The sequence below is a fragment of the Blautia pseudococcoides genome, from assembly GCF_001689125.2.
In the GTDB taxonomy this organism is placed as follows: Bacteria; Bacillota; Clostridia; order Lachnospirales; family Lachnospiraceae; genus Blautia; species Blautia pseudococcoides.
This window is the reverse complement of sequence record NZ_CP015405.2, coordinates 4,390,817-4,407,763: the sequence shown is the minus strand read 5'-3', so window position 1 is coordinate 4,407,763 and position 16,947 is coordinate 4,390,817. Positions and strand designations below refer to the sequence as shown.

Genomic DNA, 16,947 nt, shown 5'->3' with positions numbered 1-16,947 from the left:
CCCGTAAAAAAAAAGACAGCCCTTTGATATGCTGTCTCAAGATTTTGTATTTCATTTATACTTATATTTGGTTTATATTTTTATTTTCCATGTTTTCACAGAGAAAGTCAAGGATTTTGTGAATCAGTCTAATTTTAATACCATAAGACTGTAAACAGTAAACAAAATGCATCCACAGGATCCCCCCTATGAATGCATCTGTTCCCGTTGTACCGGCCTCTGTATCTTTAAACCTTAAAGCGATACCCCACACCCCATATGGTCTCAATATACTGTGGTTTCGCTGTATTAAATTCAATCTTCTCACGGATCTTCTTAATATGCACCGTCACGGTTGCAATATCTCCGATGGACTCCATGGCCCATATCTCCTTGAACAGTTCGTCCTTTGTGAACACCCTGTTGGGGTTCTGTGCCAGGAAGGTGAGCAGATCAAACTCTTTGGTGGTAAAATTCTTCTCCTCACCGTTGATCCACACACGCCTCGCCGTCTTATCAATCTTTAGGCCACGGATCTCGATGATATCGTTCTCCTGCACACCGGTCCCTATAAGTCTCTCATATCTGGCCAGATGGGCCTTTACCCTGGCCACCAGCTCACTTGGGCTGAATGGCTTTGTCATATAGTCGTCTGCACCCAGACCCAGACCGCGGATCTTATCTATATCGTCCTTTTTGGCGGACACCATAATGACCGGATTATTCTTTACATTCCTGATCTCACGGCAGATTTCAAAACCGTCCACTTCCGGCAGCATCAAATCCAGGATAAACAGGTCATAACTGCCTTCCAGGGCTTTTTTCAGTCCCACGTCCCCCCGGTGCTCAATCTCCACCTCGAAGCCGCTCAGCTCCAGATAATCCTTCTCAAGGTCGGCTATTGCCTCCTCGTCTTCAATAATTAATATCTTACTCATTAATCGGTACCTCCTGGTATTTTCTAAGAACGAAGTACATTACCGTTCCAATATTCTCCTTGCTGGTTGCCCAGACTTTGCCGCCATGGTCCTCCATAACCTTCTTGACTATGGAAAGGCCAATTCCGCTTCCTCCCTTGGAAGAATTCCTGGAAGCGTCTGTGCGGTAAAACCTGTCAAAAATATTGGGCAGGTCTTTGGCTGCAATTCCTTTTCCGTTGTCCTCAATCTCCACTTGGACAAAATCACCTACGTCCTTCACCCGCAGGTTGATCCTCCGCTCTCTGCTGCTGTCCATGTATTTGAGGGAGTTGCTCACAATATTGTTTATAACCCTCTTAATCTGCTCCGCATCGGCAATGACAAGCACCTCAGTTCCCACATAATTGGAATACTGGAACTGTACAGACTTAGACTCCAGTTCAGAATCCAGCTCCTCCGCACAGTCATCAAAAAATTCTGTAACAGAAATCTTGTTGAATGTATAGGGGATTCTGTTGGTATCCATCTTGGAATAAAAAGTCAGCTCATTGATCAGCCTGTCCATGTCATTAGCCTTATTATAGATTGTATGGATATATCTGTCCATCTTTTCCGGTGTATTTGCCACACCATCCATAATCCCTTCCACATATCCTTTGATGGCTGTGATCGGTGTCTTCAGATCATGGGAAATGTTGCTGATCAGTTCCTTATTATCCTTGTCAAATTCCAGCTTCTCCTCCGCATTTTCTTTCAGCCTCTGGCGCATGGCTTCAAAATCCTGGCACAAGTCGGATATTTCATTGACACCCTCGCTGGCAATGGAGAAATCCAGGTTCCCCTCCTTGATCTTCTGCGTGGCTGTCCGCAGTTTATCAAGAGGAGAAATTACACCCCGGTATATCCACCAGGTAAGTCCCAGTGCTGTAACAGTAAGGATTATCACCACGGCCGCCAGCATATTCCGAATCAGCTCCTCTATCTGCGGCAGCGTCTTAAACACACTGGATACCACAAAAAGGCTGCCTTTCCCGTGCTCACTGGTCTCAAAATCAATCTGCTTGACCAGCGCCTTTATCTTGCCGCCCAGATAAAATCCGTCGCTGCTGTCACCGCTGTCCTCCTTGTAATCCGGCAGCCTGCTGATAAGCTCCGAGGGGTAAGGATCACATCCTATATATCTTATCTTATCATCTTCCCGGACAATAAGATAGGAGTGGACCTGCTCCAATTCCTTATTTACTGAATCCAGATATTCAATATTTTCCAGATCCTTGGGTGATTCCTTGGCTGCCTCTGACAACCGGCCAATGGCACCGCTGGTCATGCTGTTGATCACTTCCGCCGTGTTGGTCAGGCTTTCATATGTGGCATTCTCAATTCCATACTGCTTCTCTATGGCCTTGAGCTGATACTGGCTGAATCCCCAGAACGCCACACCGGTAAACAGCAGCGGCTCCAGTATGATGATGAAGAAAGAAACGATAATTCTTGTCTTTAATTTCATATTCCAGTACCTTTCTGCCCTTGTTAATGCTTTTTCAGTCAAACAGGCTCTAATACAAATGCTCTGAAACGGGCATAATGTCTTCTGGTAAATATTATAGCATAATTTTACACATTTTCTTCTAAACAAAAGTGAATCAAATCTAAACTTTCTATAAAAAACCTTACAAAATGCTTTGACTTTACCTGAAACACCTTCTAAAATATAAACAAACAGTTACCGGGGCCAACCCGCAGATTTTACCGAGGAGAAATTATGTTTTTAGATAAAGATAACCATCTTGCAAAATTAAATGAACTGTATGGGCAGAACTGTTTTCAGTCTGCAGCCATCTACTGTGATTCCGGTATGGGAAAGACTACCCTTCTCAGACAATTTTCTGCCGGCAAGCGGACTTTGTACTTTAAGCCCCTGGAGACCACGGACAATGAAAACTTTCTGGCATTAAAAAAGGAGGCCCTCCGCGTGCTGGGCCCATTAGAAAAACTAAAGGCAGCCAAAAGATTCGCCGAACTTTTCCGCACCATTGGAAAATCCTCCAGGGAAGACTCTCTCCTATTTATTATTGACGATTATCCACATCTGATCAATAAAAACAGAAGACTTTCCACATTGATCCAGTCCTATATGACAAAAGAGTGGAAAAACTCCCGGCTTTTTATTATCTTATGTAAACCTGCATCTCTTTACGAAAAAGAACACACCCAGACCGCCAATCCTCTGCTACTGAAACCCTTTACCTTTTTCGAGACACGCCAGCTTTTCCGCCATCTCCCCGTGGAACAGCAAATCTGGATCTTCGGCATAACAGGAGGGGTTCCCGGCTATCTGGCCTATTTCATCAACGATAAACCTTTTCAGGAAAACCTGTATCAATTGTTCTTCACAGAGGAAGGCGCTTTTTACCGCCGCCCCGCCAAATTTTTAAAGGTGCATCTGTCCGAACCGGAACTGGCGCACTCTGCCCTTTTGTGCCTGGGCGCCCAAAGGCGGAAACTGCATGAAATCTGTGAGCGCACAGAACTGACTCCCAGCGCTGCGGGAAGCCTTATGAACACATTGGATCTACTTGGTCTGGTGGATAAGATAATTCCCGTCACTGAGGAAGCCGGAAGCCGCAGGACACTCTACCGGACCTCTGACGGCGTATTTCGTTTCTGGTATACTTTTGCTGCCCCGCACCGGAGTGCCATTGAAATGGGATGCGGAAGAGAGGTATTTGACAAGGAAATCCTTCCTTCCCTGGACCGCTACTCTAGAGAAACATTTGAAGATATCTGCAGACAATATCTGGATCTGATAAGCAGCCTCGGCCAGGCTCCGTTTCCTTTTAACCATGCAGGAAGCTGGTGGGGACAGCACCCAACCAGAAAGCGTACAGAGTATGTACCTATTGCCGCCGCTGACGACAGCAATATATTGCTTGGTGACTGCTTCTGGACAGATGAATGGATCGACCTGGAGGGCCTGCAGAGTCTTCAGAAACATGCCAGCCTTTTTCCGCACAGTACAATCTGGTATTATCTTTTTGCCAAATCGGACTTTGTCTCAGGCATGGAAACTATCTACGGGGACACTGTAAAGGTCTTCACTCTGGAACAGATGTGTACCTGCGCGGATGCCGCGATCTGCACACCTGCTATCTGCTAAATTTAGCAAAATAGGTGCACATGATAACTGCCGTTTTACAAATGTTAATTATCAGTTCGTTTTTATCAAGTTTCCTTTTGGATATACTTAAAAGAAAAAAGGAGACACGGCAGTCATGGACGAGAAAAGAGAACGACAGTTCCGGGAACTGGGACTGACTATATCGTATTACCGGAAACTGAAAGGGCTCACACAATTACAGCTAGCAAATGCCGTAGGCCTGAGCCGGACCCATATCAGTAATATCGAGGCTCCCAGGATCAAAACATCCCTTTCCCTGGAAAGTCTGTTTGATATTGCAGATGCCCTGGACATCCAGCCCAGAGACCTGTTCAATTTCCGGGAACAGCAGCAACAGTAAAAAAGGTTCCGCATTCATCTGTACAGTGAATGCGGAACCTTTTCATACATGACCATAGAAGGTCCGTGGGGGGTACTTTCTATGATTTCTTATAAATATTTCTTTAAATCCTCTGCCTTATCCAGCCTTTCCCAGGGCAGATCCAAGTCGTTTCTTCCAAAATGTCCGTAAGCTGCTGTCTGCTTGTAGATCGGACGCCTCAGATCCAGCATTTTGATGATTCCCGCTGGCCTTAGATCAAAGTTTTCCCGTACGATCTCCGTCAGCTTCTGGTCTGAAAGTTCTCCTGTCCCAAATGTCTCCACCTGGATTGATGTGGGATGGGCCACGCCGATAGCGTAGGAAAGCTGAATCTCACATTTTCTGGCCAGCCCTGCTGCCACCATGTTCTTAGCCACATAGCGCGCCGCATATGCTGCGGAACGGTCCACCTTGGTGCAGTCCTTACCGGAAAATGCTCCGCCGCCGTGACGTGCGTATCCGCCATAAGTATCTACGATGATCTTACGTCCAGTAAGACCGCTGTCCCCATGAGGTCCGCCGATCACAAAGCGTCCTGTGGGATTAATGAAGAACTTTGTCTCCCCATCCACCATATGTGCGGGAAGAATGGGATCGAACACATATTTTTTAATATCCTCATGAATCTGTTCCTGGGTCACATCCGGATCATGCTGTGTGGAAAGTACCACTGCATCCAGGCGGATAGGGCGGTCATTCTCATCATACTCCACAGTTACCTGTGTTTTTCCGTCCGGTCTTAGATAGGTCAATGTGCCGTCTTTTCTTACCTTTGTAAGCTGGCGTGACAATTTATGCGCAAGGGAGATGGGATACGGCATAAACTCCTCTGTCTCATCTGAGGCAAATCCATACATCATACCCTGGTCACCGGCACCGATGGCGTCGATCTCAGCCTCGGACATACTGTTTTCCTTTGCCTCAAGAGCTTTGTCCACACCCATGGCAATATCCTTAGACTGCTCATCGATCGTAGTGATGACACCGCAGGTTTCAGCATCAAAACCATATTTCGCTCTGGTATATCCAATCTCGCGGACAGTTTCCCTTACGATCTTCGGAATATCTACATAGGCATTCGTCGTGATCTCTCCCATTACCATAACCATACCTGTTGTGGTGCAGGTCTCACAGGCCACACGGCTCATGGGGTCTTTTTCCATCAACGCATCCAAAATGGCATCAGAAATGGCATCGCACATTTTATCCGGATGGCCTTCAGTTACTGATTCGGAAGTAAATAATCTTTTTTCCATGTTTTTCTCCTTTTATAAGATTGTTTATCCTGCGGCGGCATATACCGCCAGTGACATACTCTGACAGAGATATAAACTTTCGTCCCGCTTTAAAACCACCCAGCAGAACAAAAAAAGGCCCGCATAAGCGGACCCATATCTTGCATAAATGAATCCTCTTATTGTTCGACTACTTCGCTCAGGTTGGCACCTTCCTTTTGTAAGGGGTTGCCGTGACTTCACAGATCCTATGTATCTCCATCACTCTGAATAAGGGGTACGATATTATATTGTTTTACTTGACTTTCACGTCGTATTATACACTTTATATGAAAAAAAGCAAGGATTTTTTAAATTTTTTAACCATTGGCGGCCTGTTCAAGCTCACGCCAAGGCCCATGCGGGCGGGCAGCCCTCCTGCGCCCTGTTGAGGAATAGGATGGCTGTCTTTTTGTTATTTCACCAGATATCCGCCATCTACCGGAATTACCGCACCGCTCACATAATCACTTGCATGGGAGGCCAGAAAGATGGCGGCTCCCTTCATGTCATCACCGGTTCCCCAGCGGTGTGCCGGGATTCTCTCAGATATAGATGCAAACCTGGGATTCTCCGGGTCCATGAGCGCCTTGTTCATCTCAGTAGCCATATAGCCCGGTGCAATGGCATTTACATTGATCCCTCTTGCCAGCCAGTCATTGGTCAGTTCCTTGGTAAGCTGTGCCACACCGCCTTTTGACGCCGCGTATGCCGGTATGGTCTGTCCGCCGAAGAAAGAATTCATGGACGCGATATTGATGATCTTGCCATATCCCTTTTTCAGCATCACCTTTGCAGACTCCTGGCAGAGGATGAAGATACTGGTCAGGTTCACACCAATGACCTCATCCCACTCTTCCATGGGAAATTCTTCCGCGCTGTGACGCCTCTGGATCCCGTGAGCCGTGAGGAGAATATCCACCTCACCGCCCAGCTTCTCCAGGCACTCACGGAAAACACGGTAAATATCCTGCCTGTCCCCCAGGTTTCCCTTGACGCCATGACATTTGAATCCCCGGTCCTTAAACTCCCCGGCCACCCGGTATACACTGTCAGAGGTTCCCACGATCACCACCTCGCAGCCTGCCTCCATATATCCTTCTGCCATTCCATAGCCCAGGCCTCTGGTCCCGCCTGTCACAATAGCCTTTTTTCCGCTGATATCAAATAAATCCTGTGCATGCATATTTTACTCCATGTATCCGCCCTTCATAGGAGAGACAGCCCTTTCTGAAAAGATTTTTAATACGCCCTTCTCATATTTCACCGGCTTAGGCTGCCATTTGCTTCTGCGCTCTTTTAAAACTGCCTCTACCTCTTCCTGTGTTTTCTTCTCCCCTGCGATCCCCACAATGCGGAGCACGCGGTTTGGAATATTTACCTCGATCAGGTCACCCTCCTCGACCAGTGCAATAGGGCCGCCCTCCGCCGCTTCCGGGGAGATATGTCCGATAGCCGGTCCCTTGGACGCACCTGAGAATCTGCCGTCTGTGAGAAGGGCAATGGATGCACCCAGTTCTGCGTCAGACGCAATGGCTTCCGTGGTATAGAACATTTCCGGCATACCGCTTCCCTTTGGCCCCTCATAACGGATGATCACTGCATCTCCCGGTTTGATCTCGTGGGTCAGCACCGCATGGATGGCATCCTCCTCACAGTCAAAGGGACGCGCTTTCAGAGTGGCCTCAAACATTTCCTTAGGCACTACGGTATGTTTTACCACTGCTCCTTCAGGCGCCAGGTTGCCATAGAGGATCGCTATACTTCCGTCTGTTCCGAATGGTTTGTCAAAGGGACGGATCACATCCTCTCTCTTCAGGCCTACCTGCTCCAGATATTTGTCACATTTATGGTAAAATCCGGTCTTTTTCAGTTCTTCCAGGTTTTCGCCCAGAGTCTTGCCTGTGACAGTCATGACATCCAGATGGAGCATATCCTTGATCTCTTCCATAATTGTGGGGACGCCGCCTGCATAATAGAAGAACTGTGCAGGCCATTCACCTGCGGGGCGGATGTTCAGCAGGTAATGCGCACCTCTGTGCAGCCGGTCAAAGGTATCCCCGTCAATCTCTATGCCAAATTCTCTGGCGATGGCCGGAAGATGAAGCAGGGAGTTTGTGGAACCGGAGATGGCAGCATGTACCATAATAGCATTCTCAAAGGATCTCATCGTCACGATCTTATCTGGTGTCAGGTCATGTTCTGCCAGCCATACGGACTGTTTTCCGGCTTCCCTGGCAACTGTGCGGAGGTCCTTGCTGGTGGCCGGCATAAGAGCGCTTCCCGGCAGCATCAGGCCTAATGCCTCAGCCATGATCTGCATGGTGGAAGCTGTTCCCATAAAAGAGCAGGCACCGCAGGAAGGACATGCATTCTGTTTGTAAAAAGTCAGTTTTTCCTGTGTGATCTCCCCGCGCTCGCACATGGCATTATACATACCGATCTGCTCCAGGGTCAGTAAGTCGGGACCCGCGTCCATGACGCCGCCTGTCACAATAATGGAAGGAATATTGACTCTTCCCACTCCCATAAGATGTGCAGGCATGCCCTTGTCACAGCTTGCCACAAAAACACCGCCGTCAAAAGGTGTGGCATTGGCATGGATCTCGATCATATTGGCGATCATATCTCTGGATGCCAGGGAATAGTTGATCCCATCGTGGCCCTGGGCTTCCCCGTCACAGATATCTGTGGTGAAATACCTTGCGCCGTGTCCGCCCGCCTCTGCAACGCCTGCCCTTACCTCCTCCACAAGCTCCATAAGGTGCCCGCTGCCGGGATGGCTGTCACCAAAGGTACTCTCAATCATAATCTGCGGTTTTGATAAATCCTCCAGTTTCCATCCGGTCCCCAGACGGAGCGGGTCTAATTCCGGTGCAATTTTTCTTAATTCCTGGCTTCTTAATTTCATAATCGTTCTCCTTTGATTAAATGGATCTAATGGATCGCTGCTTGATTTGGAATGGAATATTTCTGCCTTTCAAGACATCATACGTCGTATCTGTTTGTATAGTACCACTTCTTTCTTCTGAGGTCAATAGGTCCGCTTATTTTATCCCTTTTGCTTATTTTATCCCTTTTATATTTATGCAATGTTCACAAAAATACAGACCCATAACAATCCGAGAAGCCCCCTCTTGCAGTCCTTTCCGTACAACAAAAAATTCCGGGCTGACTAAAGCCCGGAAAGTCTTTCTATTTTATCCTGATTACTTGCCAGATGCTCTATCATGGCATCCTTGGCCGCCTGAGGACAGCGCTCCCTGATGGCATCCACGATCATCTGGTGAGTGCGGACGGTTTCCTTCGTCAGGGAATAATCGGTAATGTTTATAAAAAGGGAAATACCTGTCTGGATCACAGGAATGATATTTGGCATGATCATATTTTTGCTCATCTTTGCCAGCATTTCATGGAACTCAATATCCTTGTGCATATGAGGCTCCTCTTTATCACAAAGCTCCTTCACCTCATCCTCAATTCTCTGCAGTTCTTCTATTTCCTCAGATGTTGCCCGCTCCGCGGCCAATGCCGCTATCTCCGGCTCAATTATCATACGGACTTCACACAGATCGAGGCCAAGTCTTTTCTTGTCTTTCACAAAAGCAAATCCCAGGGGGTCATCCACAACACCCGGCTTTTCACAGACAAAGGTTCCGCAGCCGCGGCGGATCTCCAGTATATTCCTGGAAACAAGAATCTTAACAGCTTCCCGTATGGTGCCTCTTCCCACAGATAACTGCTGTGCCATATCAAATTCATTTGGCAGCTTATCACCGGCCTTCAGCTCCCTGTCCGCGATCAGGCTGATGATCTGCTCTGCCACTCTCTCCGGCAGTAGTTTTTTACTCTCATTCAACGACTCTAACATATATTTTTACCTCTTTGATCATTTAGTAACTCTTCGGTACTCTCACAGTTCCCACATTGGCCGGAAAGCCAATCAGCTTGTATAACAATTATTAACGGAAATTTGCACATGTTTTATATGCCCTGCACGGACACTGCTTGTCGAAGGTTTTCTGCATTTTTCAGCATTTGTTTACATATTATAGCACGTTCGTTTGAAGAAAGTCTACCTGGCACTTCATATAAATCAGATTCTTCCGGCGGGATTCGTTGTTTTTCCTTTGTAATAAAAAATGCCGCCCGGAGGGCATCTTCCCCCGGACGGCATCTATGGCCTTATATGTTCACACTTACATCATAAGTCCCGGCAGGAAGCCCTGGAACAGAGAAAGTATGGATACAAATATCAGAATCGCCACGCCGGCAACAAAACCGCCGATACTCCATCCACGGATGGTATCCGTGACAGAAATCTTAAAGAACCGGCTGATCGCCCAGAATCCGGAGTCGTTCGGCAGTGAAAGGCCGATACCGCCTGCACAGATAGCGATCGCACACAGGATCGGGGATACACCGCCGGATGCAATTGTGCTGGACATAATGGCTGCTGTAGTCATAAGAGCAACCGTTGTGGAACCCTGTGCACAGCGGATGATCTGTGCGATCAGGAAACACAGTACCAGGATCGGGATGCTGAACTGTGACAGAGAACCTGCAACGTAATCAGCGATACCGGTAGCCTGCAGAACTTTACCGAAAGCTCCGCCTGCACCTGTGATCAGCAGGATCAAACCAACCTGGTCAGCAGCTTCTGTCATGATGTCTGTAGCTGTCTTTGTTATGTATTTTCTGGAGATGACTGCAGCGTAAATAACGCCTGCCATCATAGCAAAGTTTTTGTTTCCAATAAATGTGACAAACGGAACGATCGCCGCATCCTTGCCAACTGCCAGCGGAACAAAACTTCCCAGCAGAATCAGGATGATCGGAACCAGAAGGATAGAAAGTGCCTTTCCTGCGCTCATTTTTGCGCGTTCCTTTCCTTTTCCTTTGCTGCTCTTGGACATTTCTGCCTCTTCCTCATCCAGATCTTCAAAGGTGTAGAAATGGTTGTTCTTCTGATCCTGTTTGTTCAGGATAGAACCATAAAAGATACCGCCCACGATCATTCCCACAAAAGCGGAGATCAAAGCATAGAAGAAGAAAATACCAATCTCAATATTCAGCTCCTCAGCAACTGCCAAAGGCGGTGCTGTGGGGAGCACTAATGCGAAGGTACAAGTGGTAGCAACAGAGATCGCACAGGCAAATGTCACCATGGAAATCTTTGTTTTCTTGGAAAGTACACGAAGCATGGGGGCAAACATGATGTAAACCACATCGCCGAACACTGGAATACCTGTGATAAAACCTGAAAGCGCAACAGCGATCGGGGATTTCTTCTCGCCGAACGCACCTAAGATCTTATTGGAAATTGACTCGATACCGCCGGACTCAAACATGAACTTACCCAGCATTACACCAAGACCTGTTACCATACCGATACCGCCCAGTGTACCGCCGAAACCGTCTGTAACGGTCTGTGCCACATCAGCCAGCGGCATATTTACCAACACACCTGTGCCAAATGCAGTAAGCAGTAATGCCACAAAAGCATTCAGCTTAAATTTAATGATCAACAACAATAATACGGCGATCGCCAGAATAAAAATACCTATCAGCAATGGCCCTGTTACCATTTCTCCTGAAAACATATACGTTTTCCTCCTTTTTCCCTTTTCCTGTTATCCCTGTCACTTCTTTTACAAGTAATAACACGTATGACCTCTCATCCATTCCATAAACCGACTATAGCAAATCAGACGTCACACGTCAAGAGCAAATATAAATTATGTGAGATTATTATAAATTTTCAATAAACTTTTTGTGCATATTTTATACACACCCGCGCTTTATTGCTGTGCTAGCAGAAATACTCCGGGTATTTTTCTAGTATTTCCTGAAAATGCCTTCGGTAAGTGCCCAGGTGCCTGTCATAAAAGTCTTTCAGATCAAAATCCACAGAGAGGCCCAGCAGCAGCATATGATATATATCTTTGTGCTCCTGATGTATGGCTGCAAGGTCCGTCTTATTCATGATCGCGTCCAGATAGCGCACTCTGTCATAGTGGGAGCTGACTTTTTTCATGGCGTACCAGGTCTTCTGCTTCCCTGCCATTTCATAGATCAGATGGTGAAATTCATCATCAAGTTTAAAAAAAGGGTCTATTTTCTCCTCATTCTCCAGGGCAGCCTTTTGTCTGCCCAGGTTCTCCTTCAGGGCCGTCATTCCCTCCTCCCGGAGATTACCCGCGATCTGGCGGATAATCTCCGGTTCTATCACAGACCTGAGAAAATACCCTTCCTTCAATATATCTATATGTATCATGGATACCCTGGAGCCGCTTTGAGGGAAAACGTCTACAAGAGATTCTTCCTTTAACATAATAATGGCTTCATGGATAGGTGTTCTGCTGATCCCCAGCAGTTCTGTCAGTTCCCCTTCGTTCAATGTGGTCCCGGGCATGAGCTGCAGTGTCATAATATTACTTCGCAGCAGCCTGTAGGCATATTCCCGGTTGTTTTCCTTTGCTCTTTTTTCTGATATTTTCATCATCACGGTCCCCCTGTTGTCTTCTGTTTACTGAAGCGTAACACACCACAAACATCACGTCAACTTTTGCATACTGCAGGACAGAGGACGTCATACGTTTTGTGAATTCTATACAGAAATTCCATTTATATGTTGGCACTTTTTCATATTGTACTTTGCTTCTGCATTTGTTATAGTTATGCCAAGACAACTGATATATCAATTTATTCCATTCATCCATTCCATTTCGACCTGTTTTCTTAAACACCATGAAAACAGCAGTCGTCAATTAATATATCAGTTACGCCGCAAGAAACGGGGCGTGTTCTCTATCAACTTTTTATTTTTCAAACAAAAGGAGTGTTCTGATCAAATGAAAGCTATAAAAGTAATCGAACCATTCAAGGTTGAAATCGTCGATGTTCCAAAACCTGAGATCAAAAATAAAGATGATGTGATCGTACGCATTACGTCCGGCGGTATCTGCGGCTCTGACATCGGGATATATAACGGCACCAATTCACTGGCAACTTACCCGCGGTTGATCGGACATGAGTTCGGCGGTATTGTAACAGAAGTGGGCCAGGATGTAACTGCCGTAAAAGTAGGCGACAAGGTTGCTGTTGACCCGGTTGTAAGCTGCGGACACTGCTATGCCTGCAAGATCGGCCGCCACAACGTATGCTCTACCCTGGAAGTTATGGGGGTTCACAGAGACGGCGGATTTGCAGAGTTCGTATGTGCTCCCGAATCCAATATCCACAAATTCCACAAGGATTTCGACGAATCTTTCCTTGGTCTGGTTGAGCCTTTCACCATCGGTGTGGAGATCAACAGAAGAGGACAGATCACAAAGGGAGATAAAGTCCTCATCATGGGTTCCGGGCCGATTGGTATTGCGGCCATGCAGGTCGCCAAGAGAAACGGCGCTGAAGTCATCATGACAGACCTGGTAAAGGAACGTCTGGACAAGGCGCTTTCCATGGGTGCAGATGAAGTGGTCCTGGTATCAGAGGAGAATCTGGAGGAACGCCTTCTGAAGTTTACAGACGGTGAAGGTATCCCGGTCATTGTGGATACGGTCTGCATTCCTTCTTCCTTTGAGCAGAGTGTACAGCTGGCCTGCCCGGCAGGACGTATGGTGGTTCTGGGACTGAAAAACGTACCTTCCCAGATCACAATGGCTGACATCACCAAAAAGGAACTGACCATAGCCGGCTCCCGCCTGAACAACAACTGTTTCGATGAAGTCATCGCAGGCTTTGAGGACGGCACCCTGCATCCGGAACAGCTCATGACAAAATCCTATAATTACAAAGATGTTATGGAAGCTCTGACTATGATCACAGAGCATCCCCAGGATGTGCTCAAGCTGGTTCTGAAATTTGAAGACTAGAACAATCCCATTGATGGAAAACAGGAGGAATCTATGAACGAGATATACCTGACAAACGAAACTTCCGGCATCTCTCCTGCTGAAGTAGAGAAATGCATGGATGAACTGCTGGCACAGTATCCCGGACTGAAGAAAGTCCTGATCATACCGCCGGACTTCACCCGCTGCTACTCCTACGCCGGGGAACTTACCCAGGTCCTCTATAAAAAGCTCTCCCCCACCGCCACTGTACATGTAATGCCCGCCCTGGGCACCCATATGGCAATGGACGGGGAGGAAAAAGAAAAGATGTTCGGCAGTGTCGTGCCGGAGGAAGCATTTTTAGTGCATCACTGGCAGACAGACACCGTTTCCATCGGAAAAGTGCCACAGGAAGTCATTGAGGAAATATCCGGCGGTCTGTATTCCACGGATATAGAAGTGGAAGTCAATGAAAAGCTGATAAACGGCGGGTACGACTTGATCCTCTCTATCGGTCAGGTGGTCCCCCACGAGGTTGTGGGCATGGCAAACTACAGCAAAAACATCTTTGTAGGTGTAGGCGGACGCCAGATGATCAATAAATCCCACATGCTCAGTGCCATATGCGGCATGGAGAAAGCCCTGGGTGTTGCGGACTCCCCTGCGCGGAAAGTCTTTGACTACGCCCAGCAGCATTTCCTGGACGGAAAACTTCCTCTGGTATATATCCAGACTGTCACCACTTTAAAGGATGAGGAAATCTGCCTGAACGGACTTTACACCGGGCCTTCCAGAAAACCCTTTGAGCTTGCAGTGGAGCTTTCCGGCAAACTGAACATCTGCCATGTGGAGCGCAGGGCAAAAAAACTTGTCACCTATCTGGACCCATATGAGCTGAAAACCACATGGGTGGGAAACAAAGGTATCTACCGCACAAGAATGGCTGTGGCCGACGGAGGGGACCTGATCATTCTGGCTCCCGGCGTCAAGGCCTTCGGCGAAAACGAAGAGATGGATCATATGACCAGAACATACGGCTACAAAGGCCGGGACTATGTGCTGAAACTGTTCAATGAAGGTGCTTTTGAGAACAGGATCATGGCTGCCGCCCATCTGATCCAGGGCTCCTCTGACGGAAGATTCCGGATCACATACTGTACCAGACCGGAAAATCTTTCAAAAGAAGAGATTGAGAGTGTGGGCTATCAGTGGACGGATTATGAACAAGCCGCGTCCCTGTACGATCCGGAGACTTTGCATGACGGGTGGAACACACTGGAGAACGGGGAAGAGATTTATTTTGTGAAGACACCTGCTTTGGGGCTTTGGAAAGTGGACTGACTGTAAAATATAAATTGAATCTTTGCATTGTTTTATAAACAACAGGGTATTTTCTGCTGCTTTCTGCAGAAAATACCCTATTTTAGTATCTATATATACAATACCTGAAACGGACAAATCAACCCACAACAATTGCCGTCTTTTCCTGCTCCATAGCACTGCCGGGATATTTCAGCCGCCCGCTCTCCTTGTTTTTATATCTTTAAAGTATTTCGATAAATGTAATCAGCGTCATCCCTTAACACTGCCAAGTGTAACACCTGCAATGATATACTTAGATAGCAAAAGATATACAAGAATTATGGGAACAATTGCCACCAAAATCATCATATAGATTTTTCCCATATCAAAACTCATATAATCTGCGCCTCTAAGCGTCGCAATTAGAATCGGAACTGTCATTTTATCTTTTGACTGCAAAACAAGAGCCGGAATAAAATAGTTATTCCATGAACCAACAAATGTAAAAATGGCCTGCACTGCAACCGCAGGTTTCATAATGGGAATCACAATTCTATTAAAAGTCCTGAATTCTCCTGATCCGTCAATTCTTGCCGCTTCAACCAGTGACAACGGAAGAGATGCCTGCAGATAACTATACATAAAGTAAAATACAGCAGGAGATGCTATCGAAGGAATAATTAACGGAAGCAGGGAATCATACATTCCCATCTTTGTAATCAAACGCAGGAATCCCATTGCTGTAACCTGTGTCGGCATAACAAGAATGGCCATAATAAATGTAAATGCTGCCTTTTTTAACTTGAAATCATAAGCGTACAACCCATACGCTGTCAAAGCCGAAAAATATATACAAATTGCCGCACTGCAGGCAGATACGATCAAACTGTTAATAATACCGCGAATCATGGGAAATGTACCATCATTGACAACACTTTTTAGGTTTTCCAAAAAATTTTTTCCCGGAAATACAGAAAATCCTTTCTGCAGGTCTGCATGTGATCTCGTCGCATTGATGATCAGAATATAGAAGAAAAACAGACACATAAATGACAATATAATTAATAAAGCATGCGCTAAAATATATTTTAAACGATTGTAAGATTTTGATTTCACAGTCTCTTTTTCCTCCTCAGTTTGTGTGCTTTTTCATATTTTTTCATAGATTTTGAAAATTCATCCGAATCTACTCCATTTGTCATCCGATAGACAATAAAACACAATATTCCGCTAACAACAAACAAATACATTGATAAAGCACCTGCCATACCATAATTTTTACTCTTCAGATGACTATTTAAGAACATGATTAAAGTCATGGAGGTACGATCTGGACTTCCCTGACCATTCGTTAAAATCTGCGGAACATCAAACATCTGAAGACCGCCGATAACAGAAGTAATCAATGTGTATGCAAGAATCGGTCGGATAAGAGGTAATGTAATCTTAAAAAAGCGCTGTCTGCCGTTACAGCCATCCAGCTCCGATGCCTCAAATATATCCGGACTGATTCCCATAATTGCTGCCATAAGCATAATTGTGGAATTGCCAAACCACATTAAAAAATTCATAAGTCCGATCAAAGATCTGGTCCCAAATGTAGACCCCATAAAATCTATGGGATTCTTCATTCCCATGGATGTCAGAATTGAATTGATCGGGCCATTCGTAGAAAACATCGTGAAAAAAAGCATCGCAAATGCTGATGCCATAATCAAATTGGGCAGATAAATAACCACTTTAAAAAACTGTTTTGCATGAATTTTCATTCGGATATCAACAAACCAGGATGCCAGCAGCAAGGCAATCACTATCTGTGGAATAAATCCAATCAGCCACAAAATCAAAGTATTTCCTGCATATTTCAGCATATCCGAATCTAATAGCGCTTTATAATTTTCTAATCCGATAAAATTCGGTCCAATTTCTTTGATTCCTGAACGGTAAAATTCATAAAAACTGTATCGTACTGTATCTATCAGAGGAATCAACGAAAAAATTAAAAAAGACAGAAAGAATGGAAGAATAAAAATATATCCCCATTTTGCGTATTTCAGGCTTTTTCGTTTCGATTTCATAAGATCACATTCCTTTC

General features: G+C 46.0%; 14 protein-coding genes and 1 riboswitch. Of the genes, 4 read left to right on the top strand and 10 right to left on the bottom strand.

Annotation, left to right across the window (positions count from 1 at the left end):
* Nucleotides 1–227 precede the first annotated feature (227 nt).
* A complete protein-coding gene (locus A4V09_RS20745; RefSeq protein WP_065543989.1) occupies nucleotides 228–917 on the bottom strand; it encodes a response regulator transcription factor in 690 nt (229 codons plus the stop codon).
* Nucleotides 910–2,406 (bottom strand): sensor histidine kinase, encoded by a 1,497-nt coding sequence (locus A4V09_RS20740; protein ID WP_065543988.1) that lies wholly within the window; start codon nucleotides 2,404–2,406, stop codon nucleotides 910–912. The genes A4V09_RS20745 and A4V09_RS20740 overlap by 8 nt, the downstream gene beginning before the upstream one ends.
* Nucleotides 2,407–2,661: 255 nt before the next feature.
* On the opposite strand from A4V09_RS20740, the gene A4V09_RS20735 reads away from it, so the two are divergent.
* Both A4V09_RS20735 and A4V09_RS20730 read left to right on the top strand, forming a co-directional pair.
* Entirely contained in the window at nucleotides 2,662–4,056 is a 1,395-nt protein-coding gene (locus tag A4V09_RS20735) for an ATP-binding protein (protein ID WP_084043704.1), read from the top strand.
* 115 nt (nucleotides 4,057–4,171) lie between these two features.
* On the top strand, nucleotides 4,172–4,417 hold the full coding sequence (locus A4V09_RS20730) for a helix-turn-helix transcriptional regulator (protein ID WP_026255486.1): 246 nt from the start codon (nucleotides 4,172–4,174) through the stop codon (nucleotides 4,415–4,417).
* An 89-nt stretch (nucleotides 4,418–4,506) separates the two neighbouring features.
* On the opposite strand, the gene metK is transcribed toward A4V09_RS20730, so the two are convergent.
* The 6 genes from metK to A4V09_RS20700 form a co-directional block, all read right to left on the bottom strand.
* On the bottom strand, nucleotides 4,507–5,694 hold the full coding sequence (gene metK, locus A4V09_RS20725) for a methionine adenosyltransferase (RefSeq protein ID WP_065543987.1): 1,188 nt from the start codon (nucleotides 5,692–5,694) through the stop codon (nucleotides 4,507–4,509).
* 155 nt (nucleotides 5,695–5,849) lie between these two features.
* A riboswitch (SAM riboswitch) is annotated at nucleotides 5,850–5,950 on the bottom strand.
* A 177-nt stretch (nucleotides 5,951–6,127) separates the two neighbouring features.
* The gene (locus A4V09_RS20720; protein WP_065543986.1) at nucleotides 6,128–6,898 is read right to left on the bottom strand and encodes an SDR family NAD(P)-dependent oxidoreductase; all 771 of its coding nucleotides are present in this window, start codon (nucleotides 6,896–6,898) and stop codon (nucleotides 6,128–6,130) included.
* Between the two features lie 3 nt (nucleotides 6,899–6,901).
* Nucleotides 6,902–8,623: a dihydroxy-acid dehydratase gene (ilvD, locus tag A4V09_RS20715; protein WP_065543985.1), complete on the bottom strand. Its 1,722-nt coding sequence runs from the start codon at nucleotides 8,621–8,623 to the stop codon at nucleotides 6,902–6,904.
* 264 nt (nucleotides 8,624–8,887) lie between these two features.
* On the bottom strand, nucleotides 8,888–9,583 hold the full coding sequence (locus tag A4V09_RS20710; protein ID WP_065543984.1) for a FadR/GntR family transcriptional regulator: 696 nt from the start codon (nucleotides 9,581–9,583) through the stop codon (nucleotides 8,888–8,890).
* Nucleotides 9,584–9,911: 328 nt separating this feature from the next.
* A complete protein-coding gene (locus tag A4V09_RS20705; protein ID WP_084043703.1) occupies nucleotides 9,912–11,315 on the bottom strand; it encodes a GntP family permease in 1,404 nt (467 codons plus the stop codon).
* Between the two features lie 209 nt (nucleotides 11,316–11,524).
* On the bottom strand, nucleotides 11,525–12,217 hold the full coding sequence (locus A4V09_RS20700; protein ID WP_242963881.1) for a GntR family transcriptional regulator: 693 nt from the start codon (nucleotides 12,215–12,217) through the stop codon (nucleotides 11,525–11,527).
* Between the two features lie 349 nt (nucleotides 12,218–12,566).
* On the opposite strand from A4V09_RS20700, the gene A4V09_RS20695 reads away from it, so the two are divergent.
* Complete coding sequence (locus tag A4V09_RS20695; RefSeq protein WP_065543983.1) at nucleotides 12,567–13,589, top strand: zinc-binding alcohol dehydrogenase family protein; 1,023 nt, start codon at nucleotides 12,567–12,569, stop codon at nucleotides 13,587–13,589.
* A gap of 33 nt (nucleotides 13,590–13,622) precedes the next feature.
* Nucleotides 13,623–14,891: a nickel-dependent putative hexonate epimerase gene (locus A4V09_RS20690; RefSeq protein ID WP_065543982.1), complete on the top strand. Its 1,269-nt coding sequence runs from the start codon at nucleotides 13,623–13,625 to the stop codon at nucleotides 14,889–14,891.
* 231 nt (nucleotides 14,892–15,122) lie between these two features.
* On the opposite strand, the gene A4V09_RS20685 is transcribed toward A4V09_RS20690, so the two are convergent.
* Both A4V09_RS20685 and A4V09_RS20680 read right to left on the bottom strand, forming a co-directional pair.
* On the bottom strand, nucleotides 15,123–15,968 hold the full coding sequence (locus A4V09_RS20685; RefSeq protein WP_018595368.1) for a carbohydrate ABC transporter permease: 846 nt from the start codon (nucleotides 15,966–15,968) through the stop codon (nucleotides 15,123–15,125).
* Nucleotides 15,965–16,930, bottom strand: a complete 966-nt coding sequence (locus A4V09_RS20680) for a carbohydrate ABC transporter permease (protein ID WP_065543981.1) — start codon at nucleotides 16,928–16,930, stop codon at nucleotides 15,965–15,967. Before A4V09_RS20680 ends, A4V09_RS20685 begins: the two co-directional genes overlap by 4 nt.
* Nucleotides 16,931–16,947: the final 17 nt, after the last annotated feature.

Excerpts from the sequence above, each read along its gene's own strand:
- A4V09_RS20740 (WP_065543988.1), bottom strand. The coding sequence starts at position 2,406 with ATGAAATTAAAGACAAGAATTATCGTTTCTTTCTTCATCATCATACTG.
- A4V09_RS20720 (WP_065543986.1), bottom strand. The coding sequence starts at position 6,898 with ATGCATGCACAGGATTTATTTGATATCAGCGGAAAAAAGGCTATTGTG.
- A4V09_RS20735 (WP_084043704.1), top strand. The coding sequence starts at position 2,662 with ATGTTTTTAGATAAAGATAACCATCTTGCAAAATTAAATGAACTGTAT.
- A4V09_RS20705 (WP_084043703.1), bottom strand. The coding sequence starts at position 11,315 with ATGTTTTCAGGAGAAATGGTAACAGGGCCATTGCTGATAGGTATTTTT.
- A4V09_RS20700 (WP_242963881.1), bottom strand. The coding sequence starts at position 12,217 with ATGATGAAAATATCAGAAAAAAGAGCAAAGGAAAACAACCGGGAATAT.
- ilvD (WP_065543985.1), bottom strand. The coding sequence starts at position 8,623 with ATGAAATTAAGAAGCCAGGAATTAAGAAAAATTGCACCGGAATTAGAC.
- A4V09_RS20695 (WP_065543983.1), top strand. The coding sequence starts at position 12,567 with ATGAAAGCTATAAAAGTAATCGAACCATTCAAGGTTGAAATCGTCGAT.
- A4V09_RS20710 (WP_065543984.1), bottom strand. The coding sequence starts at position 9,583 with ATGTTAGAGTCGTTGAATGAGAGTAAAAAACTACTGCCGGAGAGAGTG.
- A4V09_RS20745 (WP_065543989.1), bottom strand. The coding sequence starts at position 917 with ATGAGTAAGATATTAATTATTGAAGACGAGGAGGCAATAGCCGACCTT.
- A4V09_RS20680 (WP_065543981.1), bottom strand. The coding sequence starts at position 16,930 with ATGAAATCGAAACGAAAAAGCCTGAAATACGCAAAATGGGGATATATT.
- A4V09_RS20730 (WP_026255486.1), top strand. The coding sequence starts at position 4,172 with ATGGACGAGAAAAGAGAACGACAGTTCCGGGAACTGGGACTGACTATA.
- A4V09_RS20690 (WP_065543982.1), top strand. The coding sequence starts at position 13,623 with ATGAACGAGATATACCTGACAAACGAAACTTCCGGCATCTCTCCTGCT.
- metK (WP_065543987.1), bottom strand. The coding sequence starts at position 5,694 with ATGGAAAAAAGATTATTTACTTCCGAATCAGTAACTGAAGGCCATCCG.